This window comes from Microbulbifer maximicatervae (SeqCode), from assembly GCF_052467615.1.
This window is the reverse complement of sequence record NZ_CP174319.1, coordinates 1,343,860-1,363,976: the sequence shown is the minus strand read 5'-3', so window position 1 is coordinate 1,363,976 and position 20,117 is coordinate 1,343,860. Positions and strand designations below refer to the sequence as shown.

Genomic DNA, 20,117 nt, shown 5'->3' with positions numbered 1-20,117 from the left:
GGGCCATACGAAAAAATGGCCGGACAGTATAGGTTTTTTTGCGCCATATTTGCGAACTAATTGGGTCTATGGCGCAAGAAATTTGCGTGTAAGTGGCGCTGAGATGCTCAATTTTTCGCCACACCTTCGAACCATCCGCACAGAAGCGAGGCCACGCTATGAAACAGTGGATCAGCTTTCCGCGAACGGAAGGAAATACAAGCCGCCAAGCCCATGCAGATTTCCCACCCAGCAGCTTTGAAAGGGAAATGGGCAAAGAGGGTTTTTTTGGGCCCTGCACCCACTTCTACCATCGTCATCCCCCCACCGGCTGGAGCCAGTTCGAAGGTCCACTGCGTCCCCACGCTTTTGATGCCACGCAAATGAAGCACAAAGGAACAAGCCCCTGGGATCAAAAGCCGATCCTGCGAAACCAGGATAGTCAGGTCGCCCTCTGGACCTGCCGGGAGCCTATGAATCATCTGGTGCGCAACGCTGACGGCGACCAACTCCTGTTTATACACAATGGGAGCGGCGACTTGTTCTGCGATTTTGGCCACCTCTCTATTCGCGATGGCGACTATATCCTGCTGCCCCGCGGCACCTTATGGCGCCTGACGCCGACAGAGGATGAGCCGCTGGAACTATTGATGGTAGAGGCGATAGGTAGCCATTTTCAGCTCCCCGAAAAAGGCATCCTTGGCCCCAATGCGATTTTTGACCAAGCGATGCTGGATGTGCCTCGTATAGATAAAGCCTTCCTCGATCAACAGGGCGATGATAAGTGGCGGGTTGTGGTTAAGGCCCGGCAACAACTGTCGACCATTACCTACCCCTTCAACCCACTGGACGCCTGTGGTTGGACTGGGGACAACCTGGCCGTTCGCATCAACTGGCGCGATATACGCCCGCTGATGAGCCACCGCTACCACCTACCCCCTTCGGCTCATACCACCTTTGTCGCACAAGGTTTTGTTGTAGCGACTTTTGTACCTCGCCCGATTGAGAGTGACCCTGGCGCACTCAAAGTCCCCTTCTTTCACAACAATGATGACTTTGATGAACTCATCTTCTATCACCGTGGTGACTTCTTTAGCCGCGACAATATTCATCCGGGGATGCTTACCCTCCACCCCATGGGATTTACCCACGGCCCCCACCCCAAGGCATTTGCTACCGGGGCCCGGCATGCGCGCAAGGAAACCGATGAAGTTGCTGTAATGATCGACAGCCGCACCCCCTGGGATATTCTCCCGGATGCCCATGCCGTGGAGCTAACAGATTATGTAAACTCCTGGAAGCCAAAGTGAATACAGCGCATCCAGACAACACCAAAAAGGCTGACAATCAAACAGCCAAACGCCAAAACAAAGAAAAGGAAAGAGAATGGACCTTTACGGATACTTTCGCTCATCCGCCAGCTACCGAGTGCGTATCGGGCTCAACTTGAAAGGCCTGGAATACGAGTATCACCCGGTAAACCTGCTCAAGGGAGATCAGCACGGAGACGACTACCGCACGTTGAATCCACACGGTCTACTGCCAACCCTGAATGATGGCGAAACCAGTCTCACCCAATCCCTCGCCATTTTGGAATGGCTGGATGAAACCCATCCAGAACCAGCGCTACTTCCAAAGGCTCCTGAAGCCCGCGCACATATCCGCGCGCTCGCGCAAAGTATTGCCAGCGATATTCAACCTATACAGAACCTCAGGGTTCTGCAGTACCTCCAGGCTGAACTCAAAGTCAGTGATGAGCAAAAAATTCAATGGATTCAGCACTGGATACACCTGGGCTTCTCCGCACTGGAGAAGCAATTAAGGCCCGCGCCTTTCGCCGCTGGAGACAATCCAGGGTTGTTCGAGTGTTGCTTACTCCCGCAAGTATACAGTGCGGAACGCTTTGGCCTGGATATGACCCAGTACCCCAAAATCCAGAAAATCACAGACGCTTGCAATGAACTGCCGGCCTTTATTAAAGCCCACCCTTCAGAACAACCAGACTGTATTGTGTAGTACCCTTTTATGGATGCCCGGTCGCATCGGGCATCCTACGTACACTCGAAAATTTCACTACTTGCCACATTTCATTGCCTGTGGTTAATATCTCTATCCAAACTTGAAAATAACTCGAATAATAATATTCCCCACTGCTGTAGCTAATCAGCCGAGGTCATCAATATGAACTCCCAAGACCAGATCTCCCCCAAAGAAAAAGAAGTCATTGAGCATGTCAAGAAGCTGAAGAGCTTTTACCAACACCTAATCACCTATTTATTAGTTATCTCGGGACTAGTAATTGCCAACTTAATACTCGCCCCCGGATACTTATGGTCACTCTGGGCGGCATTTGGCTGGGGTATAGGGCTCGCCTCCCATGCAATTAGCACCTTCAATTTATTTAATTTCTTTGGTGAAGATTGGGAGAGAAAGCAGATAGATAAGAGAATGGGGCGTAAATAGCAATAAATCGTGTGCGATGGAGCATCGCCAAATACAAGCATATGCTTTAGATGTTAGAGTACTTTCCCAAAGTACTCTTCTCCTAGCCCCTCACTGTCAACGCAAAAACTCCAAACACTTCCCTACTTACGAACACGAACACGAACAATTACCTGTAATCTAAACAAAAATCTATATACTCCAAGCCGCTTGACAAAAAAACAGTTAATTAACAGGCTTAAATTATCGAGCCCTGGTAACAAAGTATTAACATACTTTTTATATAACAAATAATAAATATATTATTAAAATGATAACAGGAACCCCAATGTCCTTCCTCAAAGTCTCTACAGGCACTCTATGTCTATCACTTTGGATATCTATACCCAGCATCAGTAAAGCTGACACTTTTCACTGGCCCGATTACCAAGCAGAAGCGGCCACCAGTGAGCATCGTATTGATGAGCTTTATTACTTACAGCCCCATAACAGCTATGAGCGGCTAGAAAACGGTGAAACACTGACTGACTGGCTCGACAAAGGCTTTCGATCACTGGAAATCGATGTCGTAGATCACGGTGCCTGGCAAGGTAGCAGCCATGGGCCCTATGTTGCCCATGGACAAAACGACATCGGTAATCACATGTGCAATAGCAACGGAGACGATGATCGTCTGGAACACTGTCTGGACGATATCAAATCCTGGCTCTCCGTTAACACTATTGAAGCGCCAATAATGCTGTATATCGATATGAAAACCAATTTAGATTGGTTTAACGCCTGGTATGCAGATGAAATTTATTTGCTTGACCAGTATATCCAACAAGAGCTGGGCGACCTCCAGTACAGCTACCAGGATATGCTTACATATTTACAACAAATTTCTTCCTCAGAAAATTACCGTACCACGCTTAAAAGTACGGGATGGCCTAGCGTTGGCAACTTATTAAATAACGGCAAAAAAGTAATCGTTATTTTTACCGGAGGACAATCAGGCAACGTCAATAATCGAATGGAATCCGCATTAGACTCCTACGAGATGAGCGCATTTTTATGTCCTGATATAGATACCGCAGATCCAGAAGAATTTACCGGCTCCATTGATTCAATAGACAGCAGTAGTTCGCAAAGAATATTTTGCGGCAATGTCCAGGCTGGCGATCATTACCAGATAACAGCCAACGCAGCCGCTGAAACCAAACAGCTGATGCACCTATGGGATAGTTCTGGCGATTTTAGCAATACCGACTATGGCTACATATTTACAGCAATCGCACATGGTGCCACTGCAATCGGGATGGATCCTGATACAGTCGCAACCACCCCCAATTATACTGGCACGGCAATTCCTTTTGTCGGAGTAAGGAGAAGTCTTCCTGGCTATTTGAGAATCCGTTCTGCCTCAAATGCTGACTTGTGCATGACCGTCTCCCAGGGCTATAGCAATGGCTCAAACCTAAATATGAATAACTGTGGCTCCAGCAATGAACAGCAGTTTGTTTATACTGCTGAAGGCCAACTCCGTCCCAAGGGTAATAATAAATACTGTGTTGACTTCAACACTGGCTCTGCTGATAACGGCGATAAAATGCACCTGTGGGATTGTGACGGCGGCAATTCGGAAAAATGGCAAATCCAGGAAAGTGGGGCCATCCAAAATCGCGATAAGAACTGGACCTACTGTATAGACGCACCGGGTAGTTCAACCGAAGAGGGTGAGCGTCTTCAGGTTTACAAGTGTGATAAGAATGACAAAAGCCAACAGTTCGTTTTAGAGCCTGTCGATGATTGGGAGCAGAGTAGCTTTTGAATTCGAGTTACAAAAAAGAGGCGCCTTTACAGGCGCCCTTTTTTCAAAGATCCCAGCATTATGGGGCCCTTGTAAAAACATGCGTTATTGGGAAAGTAAGCTCTGGACAGTTAATCCAATTCACCTGCTTCACACTGTCTCCAATCACCGAACATGCCATCGTCGGCAGCAACCCAGGTTTCATAGGTGAAGGTCAACTCCGGAATCTCTTTAATATTGAAAGAGAAGTGGAAACCTTCTGCTTTGTCATCGGTACGAATACACGGTACCGCTGGCATCCAGGTCTTAAAGTCTAAAGACTCCCCTTCACTGATAACCTGCCCCTCTACCAAACCTTCAAACCAGGGAGTAAGACTTTCCAAATCACCATTGATATGCTTAACCTGAACATTTTCAATCGTGTAGTCGGAATCAACAGCAGTCAAAGACCACTGCAGATATTCCTCTTCCGTGGCAGAAGTATCCCACTGCAGGTTAGACGGAGTGCCGTAGCTTGGAATATTTTCGTACGGCATCGGCAGCCACAGGCTCTCGTCCCAGGAGTTAATGTTGCGCAGACGTACACCCTTAGCTTCACTCATGGGCTCAACTTCTACAACAAAATCGTATTCCGGCGCATCGTCAATCAAGTCCGTGGCGTAGTAGCGGAAAATATAGGTGCCCGCCTTTGAAAATACTGTGCCAGCTGTATTTTCACAATCTTCACTGTCGGGGTAACTGGTGAATTCACCACCTTCCGGTGCACTTATCAGTTCTTCGTAGGTAAACACTTCGTCACCATCAGCATCAACTACTACAGGACGATGCAATAGGGACATACACGGCAAGATTTGGTAATAATCTTCGTCAGTGGACAATCTACCCCAGTTACGCGCCCACACTACAGAGCGGATTTCTGGTGCTGTGTTGGAAACTTTTGCAAGACCATCATCTTCAGAATAGGTCTTAGCATATAAACCACGATCATCACTGACAATCAAACGTGCAGTGTAGGAACCCGGCACATCGGTAACAACTTGAGCACGGCGAAGCTCTCCACTCTCAGGCTCGGTGATTGGCTCAATTACGGCATTACTGCCATCGGGCTTGTCAACCAACTCCCAGTGGAATTCCATTGGATCATCATTAGGATCGCTACTGGAGGCATCGAACACCAAGGCATCCCCAACGAGCACAGACTTGGATTGGGCCTCAACACCACGGGTAGAAGGATAACCATTTACGTCACCGATCTTCGCCTCCATGGTTGCTTCCAAGTCGATTTGGTTAGCCCCGTCAGAAACGGTCATGCTTACACGATATGTACCAACCACATCCAGCTCTTGGATTTTTTTACCCATTGGTTTCCAAGAACCAATATCTACCAACTCGGCAACACTGCCTTCAGGTTTTTCGATCAATTCTGCATCAATAATTTGCAGAGCATCACCCTCAGGGTCATAGCCAACAAAATTAAACTCGGCACGAAGACCCAACTCTTGCTCACCAATACTGTAGGACGGGTAGTAACCAGTAGCCTCTATCTCACCAATTGGAGCTTCATTCACCTCAGCTTCAGAATCAGCCTCAACTACAATGGTAACTTCGCGCTCTTCACTCTTTCTGGCACCATCAAAAACAAACAATATTAGGTTGTAAGTATCTGCTGCAATAGGAGTGAATTTAACGGTAGAAGTTGTCTCGCCTTCCAATTCAGGAACCGGAACACCATCAGTTTCAACTGGGCTATATGCCCACTTCCAACGGTACTGCAGAGAATTACCCTCAGGGTCGTAACTCTCGCTCGCATCCAATACAACTTCTTCGCCAAGAGTAATAGTCTGGTCTTCTGTTACTGCAACAGGTGGAGCATCACCAGCGGAAACAGTTACCAGAACTTCCGCGGGCTCACTGGCAACTCCGTTATAAGTGACAACTAACTCAAGTCTGTAGTCACCTTCGACATCCAAATGCAAAGTGGCTTGACTAGAGTCACTGTTAGTCAGGTATGCAGCACTATCGAGCGGTTTTTCAACCAAGGACCACAAATACTCCAGATCTCCAGTCTCATTGGTTGGAGGAGTACTCAAGCTGCCATCGAGCCCCAGAGTATCAGTTCCCAGGATAATACTGTGCACCGGCTCAGTAATGGCCACTGGATTCGGGCTGGTTGCAGTCAGGGTCATACGAGCCGCTTCACTGGTTTCAGTGCCGTCATCTACAATCAGGCTCACCACATAGTCGCCCGGGAGATCGGCAGTAAATTCAGTGTAGGCATCTTCAGTGCTGGTCAGCTCTGCCAAGCTAAGCTCAGGCCACTCAATCAGCTCCCAACGGTAAGTCAGGCTTGCATCTCGCGGGCTACTGCTATCAGTACCGTTCAACTGGACAGTAACATCGCCATCTGCCAGCGAGAAAGTGGTATCAGCAGGAGACAGCAAGCTGAAACTGGCAGTGGGCTTTTCCACCTTGTTATTTGAACCACCGCCGCCACCACAGGCAACGAGTACGAGAGACAGGCACAGCGTGGCCCAAAGGGCTAGTGCTCTTTTCATCTGTGATACTCCGATCGATTAATACTGATAAGTGAGACTGAGCCTTGCCGTGCGACCCGGGGCAGGGACCAAGCCAAGACTCAAAGCATCGAGGTAATATTTATCGTTAACATTGTCGACGGTGAAATCCACTGACAAGCTATCGTTTAATTTGTAACTGGTATAAACATCCACCACTTGGTAGCTGTGCCATAAAACAGGCTCATTAAAACTGGTCGGCGCGTTGTAGCGGGGAATAGAATTCCGCTCACCAACAAAGGTACCACGCACACCCAGCTCCAATTTTTTCTGGAGTAAACGCAGACCGAAATGGGCGCTGGCATGCCAGTTGGGTGGGATCATGTTATTGATATAACTTTCCGGAATGCCCCAATCTGTGCAGGAGTAGCGTACATAGCTGGCAACGTTGCATACTTCAATATGGCTGTACTTGGTGCCACTCAATTCGAGTAACCACCAGTGGGCGTCATACCCTAGATTCAGCTCCCAACCTTTAAGATCAAGGCTATCGATATTGCGCATACGGAAAAAGTCGAGCCCATCCTGCTCCTCCTCCCAAGCATTCGGCTGGGTACGGGTCAGGTAGTCATCTACATGGTTTTCAAAATAGGCAACTTTTGTACGCAACTGGTGATTAGCCTCAAATAATTGACCATTGAGATAATTAATTCCAACTTCATTATTTTTGGCATGCTCTGGCTTTAAAGGAATATCCAGCGCGGGGCTCACTGACCAGCCGGAAGTATTTTCAAACAGACTCGGCATGCGCAAGGCTTGCGCGTGGCGAGCATAAAATTGCAAACCAGTGATTGGCTCCCAGGTTAAAACCACCATTGGTGCAGTGCCGGAGTGGCTATTGCTGTAGTGAACATCCAGACAACCACCTTCACCATCGGCCACACAAGCGGGGTCACTGGTGCTTAATGGAAGTGCATTGTTATCTTTAGAGGAGAAACGTGTGTAGCGAAGTCCGGCTTCCAGAGTCCACTCCGGCCACGGCTGCCACTCCATACCTGTAAATGCACTGAATTCTTTGCGCCAACCATTGCGGGAACCGGTATAAAAACTATCAGTTGCCGGGGTATCGGTATCCATGTCTTCCCACTGGGCAGAAATACCGTAATCCCAACGTAACTCACCCATCGGGTAGAAGCGCATACTATTGGTGATATCCAACCCAAAACGCTGGTAATCATCAGTTCGCGCTGTATTGTCTTCCAGGTCGATAGAGCCAACATCCGGGGTATTCAGGTCAGTTACCGCATCGGTATGCCAGAAATTAATACGCAGATCTGCCCAGTCATATTCAACAGGTTGCCAGCGGTAACGAGCGGTATAAGTTTGATTCAGCACCTCACTGTCAAGCCACTGGCGCGCCTGCCCAAAAGAAACAATCTGGGAGGGCATCATTTCGCCATAAGTGCTGTTATAGCGCAGGTAGCTCAATTCCAGGCTCTGGTCCTTTGGCAAATGGAGGCTGCTTTTTAATAACCAGGAGTCACTAGAAAAATTGGTATTGGGGATTTGCTCGCCCGCGCGGAATGGAGATGCCCCTACAAGAGTGACCGGGGTTTCGGTATACCAGGCCAACTCTTGAGATTCGCCAACAATCACTTCCGGTGCGGGACCATCAGTACCCGCATAGTAATTGCCCTGCTCACGTTGAGCGTGGGCCACCACCAAATCACCCCACTCAAAACGCTGGGCGCCTGCAAAACTCGCCGCGTAACCTTCGAAATCCAACAAGCTGGGACTGTCCATACCGTAATCAGGCGCAAAGCTCTCCGGCATTGCATAGTCGTCTGTGCAATAGCTGGCAAAGCGACAATCGGAGCGATATGCATTTCGCGGCAGGTAATAGCCTGCGTAGGTACCGGGCTCTGGGGCTTCGCTATTGTTTCCGATACCACTGACACGAACACGGAAACCCGACAATTCGCCGGGTTTTACGACATCTTCCGCTCGTAGGGTATTTATACTGACAACGCCACCGGTAGCGCCAGTGCCCTCGGCACCCATTACTGGGCCTTTATCAATACGCAAGGACCCAATCAGATCTGGGTCAATATAACTGCGACTGGAAACCCCGGCATAACCGCGATAAATCGTTGTTTCCTGGCGACTGCCATCGATTAAGACAGGAACCCTACCCTGCCCTTGCATACCGCGAATATTGACATCCAGACCACCGGAATTGCGGTTTTCACTGATAAGTACACCGGGGGTGCCCTGAAAAATATCGCCAACACTGGTACCGCGAAAGCGCTCAATATTTTCCTGGGTGAGAATATTTACTGAACCGGACTCGCGAAATACCTGGTCTTTTTCACCGCCATCACGAGTCTCAACCTGAATGCTGTCCAGCACCATCAGATCCTGCTCGCCAGCGGACTGGATCAGCCAGGCACCACTACCAACGGGAACCGCTTGCAGGTTGGTACCGCGCAACAAGCTCAACAGAGCTTCTTCTGCACGATAACTACCAAATAGTGCTGGAACAGAAATAGTTTCCACCAGGTTCTCGTCGAAAGAGAGCGTTACCCCGGCCTGACGCGAGTAGAGGTTGAGCACATCTCCCAGATTGCCCGCGGGCAAACTGAATTCGATCAACGCTGTATTGCCCTGCTGGGCTTGCGCAAAACTCGATACGGGAACTACGGCCAACAACAGTGCCAACAAGGTGGACAAAATATGTTTTGGGGCGCGGGACTGCATTTAAGCGGCTTCCTATTCTCAGGTGTATAACTAGGAAGCCGAACGAAAATCAAAAACCCGTAATCTAAATGAGAATTATTTTGTTTTTTTTGCTTCGGAGGGAAAACTAGCAATCAAAAGCGTCATCAAAAATAAAAAATGACACCTTCGGGTAACTTTTTTGTGGTCATCTGGCAATAAGAGCAGAAATTAAAGGTTGCCCGTTCCGAAAAAACCGTCGGCCCGGACGAACAGGGGAAGGCAGGGAGCGATGCGACTTACTATCAGCCCGGCAATTGAATCGTTGCCCACCACCGCGTGGTATAGCTCAGTTCAGCTCCCGCCGAACGCGCCAATATTTTTAGGATGGTATCGATATCGTGAAGCTGGAAAACCCCAGAAACCTGGTGATCTCTTAATGCCGGATCACAGCGTAAAAAACCAACACGATAGCGAGACAACTCTTCAAGCAGCGCTCCTAATGGCATACTCCGAGCTGAAAGCACCCCGTCAATCCATCCGCTGTAATCAAACATCTTGCTGTCCAGAGCGAGCGAACCGGCGCCAGTAAGGCGATAAGCCTCACCCGCTTTAACTGCAAAGGGCTCTATATCCGCACTCGGCTGAACCTGCACCCCACCTTCCACAACCTGCAAAATCGTGTGGTCATCGCCATTGCGCACAAAAAAGCGCGAGTCACGGGAAATCAGCTGCCCCTGAGGCACCGATACCTGCATTGGCCTCGGGTCAGCGGCACTGGTCAAGTGCATTTCACCTTTAGTCAGCACAAGGGAACGGATTGCTGTGCCCGACTCCCACTCAATGGCACTACCGGTGTTTAGCCAGACTTGGCTCTTATCATCCAGAGTATATTGGGCCGGCTTAGAACCAGAGGAATAGTCAGCAGACATATACTTCAGCAAACCGTTGTCATATCCCACCAGGCCAACAGCAAAAGCCCCAAGGACACCACCACCCATGGTCTTTAGAGCAGCCCTGCGATTTAAACGGCGAATTTCTGCATCGGTTTGATTTAGGGTGGAATGGGCCAAACGCGGCGCTCGGCGAGCCACCGTATCTAGAGGCGACTCCATCCGCTCAAAACGCTGCCACGCCAGTTCATGCAGAGGGTCCGCCGAACGCCATTGACTGCAAGCATCGCGCTCTGAGTCAAGCGCCTCGCCGGAACCCAGGCGAACGCGCCAGCTAACGGCTTGCAACAGTACTGCTTCAGGAATTTTTTCTCTATTTTTTTCTGGGGCGTTTGACATCAGCAAGCAAGTTCCAAGTCCATAGAAAATTATTCGTTATCGTACGCAGCGGCATAGCACTTGAGCATGGCCTTTGCGATATATTTCTCTACTGAGGAAAGGCTCAGCCCCTGCTGCTCAGCCACCTGGCGGTATGTTAAGCCGTCTAGTCTCGCCATTAGAAATACCGTTTTCTCTATCGGGCGCAGACCACTGAGCAATTGATCAATTTGCTCCAAAAGCCCCAATAGCTCCCACTTATCTTCTGGGGAAGGACATTCCGGTTCCGGCAAATTTTCCAGCAGCGCTAAATAATTCTTCTCCAGCACTTGGCGACGGGCTTGGTCGATCAGCAGGTTCCCGGCCACTTTGGTTAACCAGGCCCTCGGGCTTCGAATCCCCGCAGGCAGGCTCGGCCTATCCAGCAGACGAATAAAAGTGTCCTGAGCTAAATCCTGGGCATTATCAACACCGGAAGTTCGGCGCGCTATCCAACGGACAAGCCACTCGTGGTGCTCTTGGTAAAGCTCATCAAATCCTGGGGTTGAAGGGGTTTCCGGGGCCAAAACTCAGACCTTGCGCTGTAATCTTTTGAGGGCGGGGACTGTAAATGATATCTATTCTCATTTAAAGTAGCTGAGCTGAGAATGTTATATCAATTTGGAATAACCCGGTGAATTTTTCAAAAAATATTGATCAACGGGATGGGTTAATTTGAATTTGGTCCGTCACCCATTACAAAGCCACCGGAATAACCGGGCGGTTATTGTTTAATTTGTTTTGGAAAAAACCCGTGAGCAATCCAGCAGAATGCCAATCCATTGAACCGACAGAGCCCACCTTTTCCGCTTGGCTGAAAGAAGGCACTAATACGACCCACGAGAGTCTTGATAAACGCATTATGTCCCTGTCACCATTTTCCAATCGCGAGCGGTATGCACTGTTTGTTCGCACGCAGTCGCGACTGCATCAAGCGGTGTCTGATTGGTTTCAAAGTGACGAATTAAATAATTTTTTGCCCGGCCTGAAAGAGAGAGACCGCTCTGAAGCAGTCCTCCAGGACTGTGCTGATTTCAAAATGCCCGAAAGTGATTTGAAAGCTGATCAGCAAGCCGCAGCAGAAGTCACAATTAGTGATTTCCACTCTGCACTGGGCTGGCTCTATGTAGTCGAAGGCTCCAACTTAGGAGCAGCATTCCTTCTCAAGTACGCGCGCAAACATCTGGATTTATCAGAAGAGTTCGGCGCACGCCACTTGGCAGGACATGAAGACGGTCGCGGGTTACACTGGCGCCAATTCAAAACTGCGTTAGATGCTCTTGAACTCAACGAAGAGCAAAAAGAAGTAGCCCTCAGTGGGGCCAAACAGGCCTTTGCTTTTGCACGACAAAATGTCGAACAATTATTAGCGCCCGCTACACCCTAATTTATTTTTCACCTGAAGCCAGGAGTCGGTAATGAAAATCTGGACTGTAATTTTATTGTGCCTGCTAGGCAGCACATTGGGCCCATTGCCGGCTTTAGCGCAGGAAAATAATTCCAACTCAAGCGAACAAAGCAATACAGAAATAGTTCTCGAGGGAGATGTGGAAACCTCCGTGGGGTTGCAAGAAAATCAAGACAACTCTACCTCGACTGCAACCTCCAACATTGGAGATACCGCTTTCAGCGCACACGATTTATCTCCCATGGGAATGTATCACGCCGCGGATATCGTCGTTAAAAGCGTAATGATCGGCCTACTGTTGGCCTCTGTTTTAACCTGGGCGATTTGGCTTTTTAAAACCGTGCAGCTGGTAATAACACGTCGCAAGGCCAAACAATTATTGGCAACCCTGATCCAAAGCAAGACGTTCGCCAATGCCGAATCAAAGCTTTCAGGCCAAACCGGCGGTGCCCTGTTATTGGTAGAAGCGAGTCGCCACGAACTCGACTTATCTTCAGGTGGCCCAGTGTCAGATGACGGCTTAAAAGAACGTGTTCTGGCTCGCCTGGAAAGAGTCCAGGCTTCTCTCGCTACCGACATGAACCGTGGCACCGGAATTCTGGCAACCATCGGTTCCGTCGCCCCCTTTGTCGGTCTATTTGGAACTGTTTGGGGCATCATGAACAGTTTCATCGGTATCGCAAAAACCCAAACCACAAACCTGGCCGTAGTGGCTCCAGGTATTGCGGAAGCCCTGCTGGCAACTGCGATCGGCCTGGTTGCTGCGATTCCGGCGGTAGTGATCTACAACTACTTTTCCCGGGCTATCGGCAATTATCGCGCGGTATTGGCCGATAATGTCACCGCCTTAATGGTACTGATTAGTCGGGACCTGGATCGCCACCATCCAAATGCGCGCCCGCTCGCCGAACTGGTTAGCGCGAACAAAAAGCGCGCAGTACCGCAGGTTCAGGGCGTCAACTAATGGCATTCAATCTCAACAGCAGCAATAGCGAAGAACTGCCAGAACAGCACGATATCAATGTCACACCTTTTATCGATGTGATGCTGGTATTGCTAATTATTTTTATGGTTGCGGCTCCGTTGGCCACTGTAAGCGTGCCCGTCAATCTACCCTCGGCGACAGCTCCACAACAACCCCAGGCAGAAGATCCGAAATATCTCACCCTGCAAAAGGACCTCACCCTGACTCTCGGTGAGGACAAAGTTATTGTGCGGGAGAACTTGGCTGCTGAACTCCAGGCAAATGAAATTGGCACAGAACAGCAAATCCTGCTGCGTGCCGACAGCAAAGTGGAATATGGGGATTTGATGGACCTGATGAACCGCCTTGCCAGTGCCGGATACCAGAAAATCGCTCTGGTAGGTCTGGATAAACCGGCGACCGTAAACCAATGAGCCTCTTGGCCGGCCCGAAGGTAAAATCTTCGAAGCGTCCGCGATTTTTTCTATCGCTCTGCGCCTTTTGCTGCGCCCTAGCCCTTCACGGACTTATTGCCGTCTATTTTTTATGGCAGCCCAAATCCGAACTGGCGCTGCCGCCTGCTGCAGCACCACAGGTATTTGAAGTCAGTATGGTAGCCGCTCCAGTGGCACCACCCACGTCGCTACCGGTAGGTCCTCAACAACAGGAATCCTCTCCCGCAAACCAGCGGAGCAGCGAGCCACAAAAAACCTCTGCGCAGCCAGAGCCTGTTATTTTGCCAGAAGCCCCCTCGGAAATTGCCATTGAGAAGCCCGAAGAGGAGCCCTCCACGGAGGAAAAGGAAGAGACCCCTGAGCCAGTGGAAGAGAAGGAAATCGCACAGCAACAAGACTCCAGTGGAGAGGCTACTGGAGAAACTGTTGTTGAAGAAACATCAGCCCCTCTCGCGGCAGATGTAGCAGAAGCAGAGCAAGCTGCGGCACCGGAAGTGGGCGCCTTAAACCAGAGGGAATCACAAGCCAGATTAACCTGGCAGAACCAATTACAGGCTCACCTTGAGCGAAGAAAACGCTACCCCCGTAGCGCCCAAATACGGCGTCAACAAGGTATTCCCTGGGTACAATTCACGATGGACAGAAAAGGCAAAGTACTAAAGGTTGAGCTGCACCGAGCCAGTGGCATATCGTCTCTCGACCGAGAAGTCGTGGCCTTGGTGCGCAGGGCAGAACCACTGCCTAGACCACCAGAAGAGGTACCCGGTGATCCTCTGACAATGGCCGTTCCGGTCGAATTTTTTATTCGTTAACCAAAATAAATTGCCTTCTCAGAACTGGGAGGCCTGGTTTCACATAAACCAGAAAGTCACCTCCCTGGACAGAGGAAATCATCCACATAATCCGTTACCCTGCACTAGCGACCTATCGGCCTGCTGACTCTATTTACTAGGTGCTGGGCAAACTGCTTATGAGCAAGCAGACCAAGCGGACAAATATTGTTACTTTTGATGCACAACTACTGCAATAAGCTAGAAGGTAGAGGTACCGAATGAAAGAATCCACTGAAGACAGCGTAATGTCCTACACCCCGCCGTTGGCAAAGGGCTGGATGCGCTGGCTGTGGGGCGCCGCTGCTTGCTTTTTTATCGCCCTTGGCATTATCGGAGCCATTCTTCCCGGCCTGCCGTCGGCTGTATTTATTGTCCTCGGTGCCTGGGCCGCATCACGCAGCTCCCAGCGCCTGCACCAATGGATCGAAGAACACCATCTCTTTGGGCATCTATTGCGGACTTGGCGCAGTGGTTATGTAAGCCGCAGAACCAAGTTACTGGCCAGCCTGACAATGGCTATATCCCTAGCTTTTGCCATCCTTCATATCAGTAATATTTACCTTCTTTGCTTTACCATTGGCGGCATCAGCTGCGGCGCCTACTGGATTTGGTCCCGGCCGGAACCCAGGGAGTAGACAACGCTACTTTCTACCCCTATTTGGCAGCAGACACCCGTAGATTTTAGCGCTATAGTCCCCCAACAAGGATTTGTCTGGGGGACAGGATGTACAACGTAGTACTTTTTTTTCACCTTCTAGGTGCAACAATTTGGACCGGTGGGCATCTGATACTTGCCTGCACAATACTACCCAAAGTTTTACGGGATAAGGATGTAGCTTTTCTTTCCCGGTTTGAAAGCAGCTACGAAAAGATTGGCATCCCCGCCCTGCTCATTCAAATACTCTCCGGGCTATATCTCTCATATACCCTACTGCCTGACTTATCGCAGTGGTTCAACTTCTCCAATCCAATTTCTCGCCTGGTATCCTTCAAACTGATTCTTTTGGCATGCACTTTCTTACTGGCAATTGACGCAAGGCTGCGAATCATTCCAAATCTTTCTGAAAAAAATCTCACTGCACTGGCATACCATATTATCCCAGTTACAGTACTGTCCGTTCTCTTTGCTTTTGTTGGAATTTCATTTCGAACGGGATGGTTGTTTTAGATTGCGCCCCAGCGCACATACTGCTGAATCAGAAGGAGATGCCAAAAACGTCCCCACTGGCTTGCTTGATCGATATACTGAGCAAAAATGGGATATGACAGGAGTTCGGGGTTTGTCTATAGCTGAATACTATGAAGTGATTTTCGATACGCTGGAAAAAAACGAATCCATCCAAGACGGCCTTGAAAACCTTTCTTTTTGGGCTGATGGCCGAACCCCCAATTTGGCATGGCTAAAGCTGCCCACTATGCTAGGAACTGATGAACTTGACCTAGCCCAAACATGGTTCGATACAGAACTGGTAGCTGCTGGGGACTCGCTTCCTCCTTCAGTCCTATATTTCGAGCTGCGTGAATTCAGAGATAGTATCGGCCGGGAATTCCCGGATATCAGCTTAACACTACTTCCTCAACTATTTAAAAGCAGACGGGATTGGATATATTCGAATTCTGATTTGGGCTCGAGATATTTGAGAAATATTGCAGCCTTGTGTAAAGGAGCTAACAAGCCGAAACACCTAAATAGAGACGGATACATTGGTTTCAGCTTATGCTATACATCCCTCCTAGCACGAGAACTCTGCAAAAACGAACAACTTCTCCAATACAGTGAAGAAGCACCGATTAAAATTGTTGTTGGATTTTCTTCTGGAGACCTTCTTGAGATTATGCGTATATCCAACGGCCTGTATTATTACGAACGTCGCTTTGCGCAGTTAGAGAGCCTGTAAATAATTAGCTATATCTCTGTGGACTTTGAAGACCCGCCCTAAAGGACACCCAGGTATAAGTATCCTAGCTTCCCTTAGCCTTAGAAAATTGGTACCACAAAGCAATCTGGCATAAACACACCAACTATCACAATAATTTTATACTGACCGAAAATAGCATCTATTACTCAAGGAAAAAACTAATGGAACTAGCAATTTATCAAGTAGATGCCTTTGCCTCCGAGGTATTTGAAGGTAATCCTGCTGCTGTATGCCCTCTTGATAACTGGCTTGCGGATGAGACGCTGCAAAAGATAGCTGAGGAAAACAACCTCTCTGAAACCGCATTCTTTGTTAAAAATGAAGATTCCTTTTCTCTGAGATGGTTTACTCCTCAGGCAGAAGTAGATTTATGTGGCCACGCCACACTCGCAGCTGCCCACGTTCTATTTACTCATTTAAGATACTCAGGCCAAACCATCCAGTTTGATACAAAAAGCGGCCCACTGTTAGTCCAGAGATCGGGAGCTGTCTATAGCATGGACTTTCCGGCTAGCATTCCGGTATCCACAGAAGCACCAGATGCTCTTATTGATGGCCTCGGCATCACTCCGCGAGAAGTTCTGTGCGCATATGATTATATAGCTGTGTTAGGTAGCGAAACCGATCTAAAATCTGTAAATCCAAATTTTATAAAACTTTCCCAGCTGGATAAACGAGGAGTTATCATTACCGCTCCTGGGATGAGTGATGATATTGATTTCGTTAGCCGATGCTTCTATCCAAAATTAAGGGTAAACGAAGATCCTGTGACCGGGTCAGCGCACTGTCAACTGGCACCATATTGGAGCCAACAATTTAAAAAGGATGTGCTTTTAGCTAAGCAACTCTCCAAGCGGACTGGACTAATTCACTGCGAACTGCATAGTAACAGAGTCTCTCTCAAGGGAGGCGCTATAGATTATCTTCGCGGCAGTATTAAGATTTAATAGCTTGGAGCGTTAAATTTATATAAGGAGCCTCTAAATAAATCCGTGATGCTTCTGGCTCACAGAGATATTACGGAATTGTTCAGAAGCTCCATAAGTCATCTTGCTACGTGTTCTCATTGAAAGCTCTTCAGCTCTGCTTAGTGGTAACCTTCCCCCCCAAGAAAACAGAAAAGCTACTATCCGAACCTCCAGTTACAACCTGACTCAACTCCCTAGCCTTTTACTTATCTCAAAGTGAGAACTTAGAGCCTATAGATGCCTTCCCGACCCAGAATGTGGATCCAGGCAATAGTTAAAGGTTGTGCGCCCCTTGTAGTACATCAGTGAATCACCTAACCTTCAAACTCGCCCACCAATGACCGCAAATCGCACAGACAGTCTATTATTTGGACAAAGTCATATAGCTGTCAGGTAGGTGTCGCAAGAACATCGTAACCAATAAGGACTGCCCCCCTGAAAATGGAGCTCTATTTTCAGAGGGCAGAAGTATGGAAGTGAAAGTTAACTCAAAGAAAATTATTAAACTGAGAACAACTAGAGCTTGGAGTCAACAACAACTAGCCGATGTTGCATCATTAAGCCTTAGAACCATTCAACGGATAGAAAAAAGTGGAAATGCCTCTCAAGATTCAATAAAAGCAATATCTTCGGCATTTTCACTGAAGCCCATAGATATAATCCTTCAGGAAAACCCAAAAATATCGATGGCCAAGCAGGGCAGAAAATATCTCACCGCAATATTGGCTCTGGGTACGACTTTACTCTTGTATACCTCCTTATCGTCAGCTTCTCCAATAATGCTTAAGGTAGATGCCAGCACCAGAAACGAGAACCTGGCCTCCGTCCGCCTCCTCAATAACGAAGGAGATGAAAGCGAAATCCAAATCGAAAACACACTTAGGTTCGAGGTGTCTGCCGAACAAGTTTCTGAAAACCAAATTCGATTGCAGACAAAAATATATGAATTTGGGGCTTCTAGTGGTTATAAGCAGATAGCAAGTCCCATTCTGGTGACAGGGTTCAACCAAGCTGCAGAGGTAGAGTTTAAAACTTCAAACGGAACTCCGTTTAAAATCCAAATTACCCCTGAAATTTAGCCAGCCCAGCAAGGCTGGCACCCCTGCCAACGCCACCAAAAATATCTCTTGGGCCTACCTTTTTTGGGTGGGACTGAGAGGTATGAGGTGAGTGACATATATCCTAGCAAAAAGTACCTGCAGCTCCACCCTGTGAAAACAGCCTTCCTGAGGACACCCAATAGTCATTGCAAATAAGTGCACACTTACATTTAGGATAGAATTTTGAAAGCGCAAGAATGCAAGGCTCAGACATTAATCCAAATGCCAACATAAACAATTCTTTACATAGGAATACATCGCCTATTGCAACAATATTTTAAGTCGTAAATCATTAGCGGATTAAAAAACAGGAAACGACGATCATCACGACCAAAAGGTGCTACAAGTCACACTTTTAGCATGCAATCCGTGCTAAATTCAGCGCATTCAAGTCGAGGTCAGCTTGATTGATTGCCAGACCGAAAACGCTGGTAAGCTCGCTGTAGGTAGTATTCCAATCATATATTGTTTTGTGCCAATAGGCTCGATACCCATCAGCAGACAATTAGAAGTATGCCCTCCACAAAAGGAAGTAAATATTTACTTACAGGTCGAGCCTGAAGTAAATAGCGAGAATATAGCGATATCAACAGCAATCGCAAAAATCGATCGTAGCTTAAGGCCAGAAGAGACTCTTCTTCACCTTGATGCAAGCACGAGAAAACGGGCATTGCAACTCTACGAGAGAGACGAAAACTGTAAAAGGACAAAGGAAGTCGTTCTTAAGGTATGTGCACAATAGGGAAAAGGCAGAGACAGGGATATTTTAGGTGACCAAAAGCACTGATAGTCTAATTTTCTTTTTTAGCAAAACACTCACAGCAAAGAAAAAAAATTGACATAAATGTAGGGACGTTTGTTTTGATAGGTTTTACTCAGTATCAAAATAATCCGTACCCGCCATTAAAAAGTGCCTTATCACTTTTAAAAATTTTGATTTTCTGATTTAACAAAAACCCAACGTATCGACAACCTTGTAACCACGGTTATCGGTGCAATCGACGCAACAGCTGACTTTTCTAAACAGAGAGACTTATTTCTATGAGCACTGACAAAAGCAATGACTCCACACCATTTTTAGCGGGCATGAGCGCTGTTGAGCAGCAATCATCTCTTTCGGGCTCAGGCTCCAAGTCAGTGCTGGGTGAAGGTATTAACTTTCGTGGCGAGCTGATCGGCACCGAAGATCTGCACGTGGAAGGTACTGTTGATGGTACCGTGATCATGGTTGGCCACAATCTTTCTGTTGGCACTGGCGGTGCAGTTACTGCCAATATCCACGCAAAAAATATTGTTGTAGAAGGCACCTTGGATGGCGACGCCCTTGCCGATGAGTTGATCGAAATCCGCAACACTGCACAAGTTAATGGCAATCTGATTGCACCGAGAATCAAGCTGGACGACGGCGGTAAATTCCGTGGTTCCATGGACATGGTTGATACCGATTCCGAAATGAAAGAGCGCCACAAGGAATTCTCTGATCGCCTGGTACACCCAGACCTGCCCGCAGCAGAAGAGAAGCCCGCAGCCCGTACTCGCGGCAGCTCTACCTACTCCTCCAGCAGCACTAGCACGAGCGATTCCTCTCGCCTGTCCGACACCAGCGACTACCTCTTCGGCACTAAAGAGACCGAAGAAGAAGCTGAGGAAAGCTAGGAAACCTTCTTAGTTAATCCTCAATATGGGCCCCGGCTAATGCCGGGGCTTTAGTTTTGGTGTGGG

17 protein-coding genes are annotated in these 20,117 nt (G+C 48.2%); 13 read left to right on the top strand and 4 right to left on the bottom strand.

The window, feature by feature from the left end; all coding sequences use genetic code 11:
• Positions 1-158 precede the first annotated feature (158 nt).
• The 4 genes from ACJJIM_RS06215 (at position 159) to ACJJIM_RS06200 (ending at position 4,231) form a co-directional block, all read left to right on the top strand.
• Entirely contained in the window at positions 159-1,289 is a 1,131-nt protein-coding gene (locus ACJJIM_RS06215) for a homogentisate 1,2-dioxygenase (protein WP_444912690.1), read from the top strand.
• Positions 1,290-1,365: 76 nt separating this feature from the next.
• Positions 1,366-1,995, top strand: a complete 630-nt coding sequence (gene maiA, locus ACJJIM_RS06210) for a maleylacetoacetate isomerase (protein ID WP_444912689.1) — start codon at positions 1,366-1,368, stop codon at positions 1,993-1,995.
• Positions 1,996-2,160: 165 nt separating this feature from the next.
• The gene (locus ACJJIM_RS06205) at positions 2,161-2,442 is read left to right on the top strand and encodes a 2TM domain-containing protein (protein WP_444912688.1); all 282 of its coding nucleotides are present in this window, start codon (positions 2,161-2,163) and stop codon (positions 2,440-2,442) included.
• A gap of 307 nt (positions 2,443-2,749) precedes the next feature.
• Positions 2,750-4,231 (top strand): ricin-type beta-trefoil lectin domain protein, encoded by a 1,482-nt coding sequence (locus ACJJIM_RS06200; protein WP_444912687.1) that lies wholly within the window; start codon positions 2,750-2,752, stop codon positions 4,229-4,231.
• 110 nt (positions 4,232-4,341) lie between these two features.
• On the opposite strand, the gene ACJJIM_RS06195 is transcribed toward ACJJIM_RS06200, so the two are convergent.
• The 4 genes from ACJJIM_RS06195 to ACJJIM_RS06180 all read right to left on the bottom strand — a co-directional run bounded on the left by ACJJIM_RS06195 (position 4,342) and on the right by ACJJIM_RS06180 (position 11,275).
• Positions 4,342-6,765, bottom strand: a complete 2,424-nt coding sequence (locus ACJJIM_RS06195; protein ID WP_444905709.1) for a PKD domain-containing protein — start codon at positions 6,763-6,765, stop codon at positions 4,342-4,344.
• An 18-nt stretch (positions 6,766-6,783) separates the two neighbouring features.
• Positions 6,784-9,480 (bottom strand): TonB-dependent receptor domain-containing protein, encoded by a 2,697-nt coding sequence (locus ACJJIM_RS06190; RefSeq protein WP_444912686.1) that lies wholly within the window; start codon positions 9,478-9,480, stop codon positions 6,784-6,786.
• Between the two features lie 263 nt (positions 9,481-9,743).
• On the bottom strand, positions 9,744-10,730 hold the full coding sequence (locus ACJJIM_RS06185) for a FecR domain-containing protein (protein ID WP_444912685.1): 987 nt from the start codon (positions 10,728-10,730) through the stop codon (positions 9,744-9,746).
• A 29-nt stretch (positions 10,731-10,759) separates the two neighbouring features.
• The gene (locus ACJJIM_RS06180; RefSeq protein ID WP_282933363.1) at positions 10,760-11,275 is read right to left on the bottom strand and encodes a sigma-70 family RNA polymerase sigma factor; all 516 of its coding nucleotides are present in this window, start codon (positions 11,273-11,275) and stop codon (positions 10,760-10,762) included.
• Between the two features lie 227 nt (positions 11,276-11,502).
• Here ACJJIM_RS06180 and ACJJIM_RS06175 point away from each other — a divergent pair, with 227 nt between their 5' ends.
• The 9 genes from ACJJIM_RS06175 (at position 11,503) to ACJJIM_RS06135 (ending at position 20,051) form a co-directional block, all read left to right on the top strand.
• Positions 11,503-12,135, top strand: coding sequence for a biliverdin-producing heme oxygenase (locus ACJJIM_RS06175; RefSeq protein WP_444912684.1), 633 nt, complete (start codon positions 11,503-11,505; stop codon positions 12,133-12,135).
• Between the two features lie 31 nt (positions 12,136-12,166).
• Positions 12,167-13,120 carry a tonB-system energizer ExbB gene (exbB, locus tag ACJJIM_RS06170; RefSeq protein WP_444912683.1) on the top strand — a complete coding sequence of 318 codons (954 nt, stop codon included), beginning with the start codon at positions 12,167-12,169 and terminating at the stop codon, positions 13,118-13,120.
• Positions 13,120-13,554: a TonB system transport protein ExbD gene (exbD, locus tag ACJJIM_RS06165; RefSeq protein ID WP_108732725.1), complete on the top strand. Its 435-nt coding sequence runs from the start codon at positions 13,120-13,122 to the stop codon at positions 13,552-13,554. Before exbB ends, exbD begins: the two co-directional genes overlap by 1 nt.
• Positions 13,551-14,387, top strand: a complete 837-nt coding sequence (locus ACJJIM_RS06160; RefSeq protein ID WP_444912682.1) for an energy transducer TonB — start codon at positions 13,551-13,553, stop codon at positions 14,385-14,387. The genes exbD and ACJJIM_RS06160 overlap by 4 nt, the downstream gene beginning before the upstream one ends.
• 239 nt (positions 14,388-14,626) lie before the next feature.
• Complete coding sequence (locus ACJJIM_RS06155) at positions 14,627-15,043, top strand: YbaN family protein (protein WP_108732723.1); 417 nt, start codon at positions 14,627-14,629, stop codon at positions 15,041-15,043.
• Between the two features lie 534 nt (positions 15,044-15,577).
• Complete coding sequence (locus tag ACJJIM_RS06150) at positions 15,578-16,306, top strand: hypothetical protein (RefSeq protein ID WP_444912681.1); 729 nt, start codon at positions 15,578-15,580, stop codon at positions 16,304-16,306.
• 182 nt (positions 16,307-16,488) lie between these two features.
• Positions 16,489-17,274 carry a PhzF family phenazine biosynthesis protein gene (locus ACJJIM_RS06145; protein WP_444912680.1) on the top strand — a complete coding sequence of 262 codons (786 nt, stop codon included), beginning with the start codon at positions 16,489-16,491 and terminating at the stop codon, positions 17,272-17,274.
• 491 nt (positions 17,275-17,765) lie between these two features.
• Positions 17,766-18,374 carry a helix-turn-helix transcriptional regulator gene (locus ACJJIM_RS06140; RefSeq protein WP_444912679.1) on the top strand — a complete coding sequence of 203 codons (609 nt, stop codon included), beginning with the start codon at positions 17,766-17,768 and terminating at the stop codon, positions 18,372-18,374.
• A 1,062-nt stretch (positions 18,375-19,436) separates the two neighbouring features.
• Positions 19,437-20,051: a bactofilin family protein gene (locus ACJJIM_RS06135; protein ID WP_444912678.1), complete on the top strand. Its 615-nt coding sequence runs from the start codon at positions 19,437-19,439 to the stop codon at positions 20,049-20,051.
• Positions 20,052-20,117: the final 66 nt, after the last annotated feature.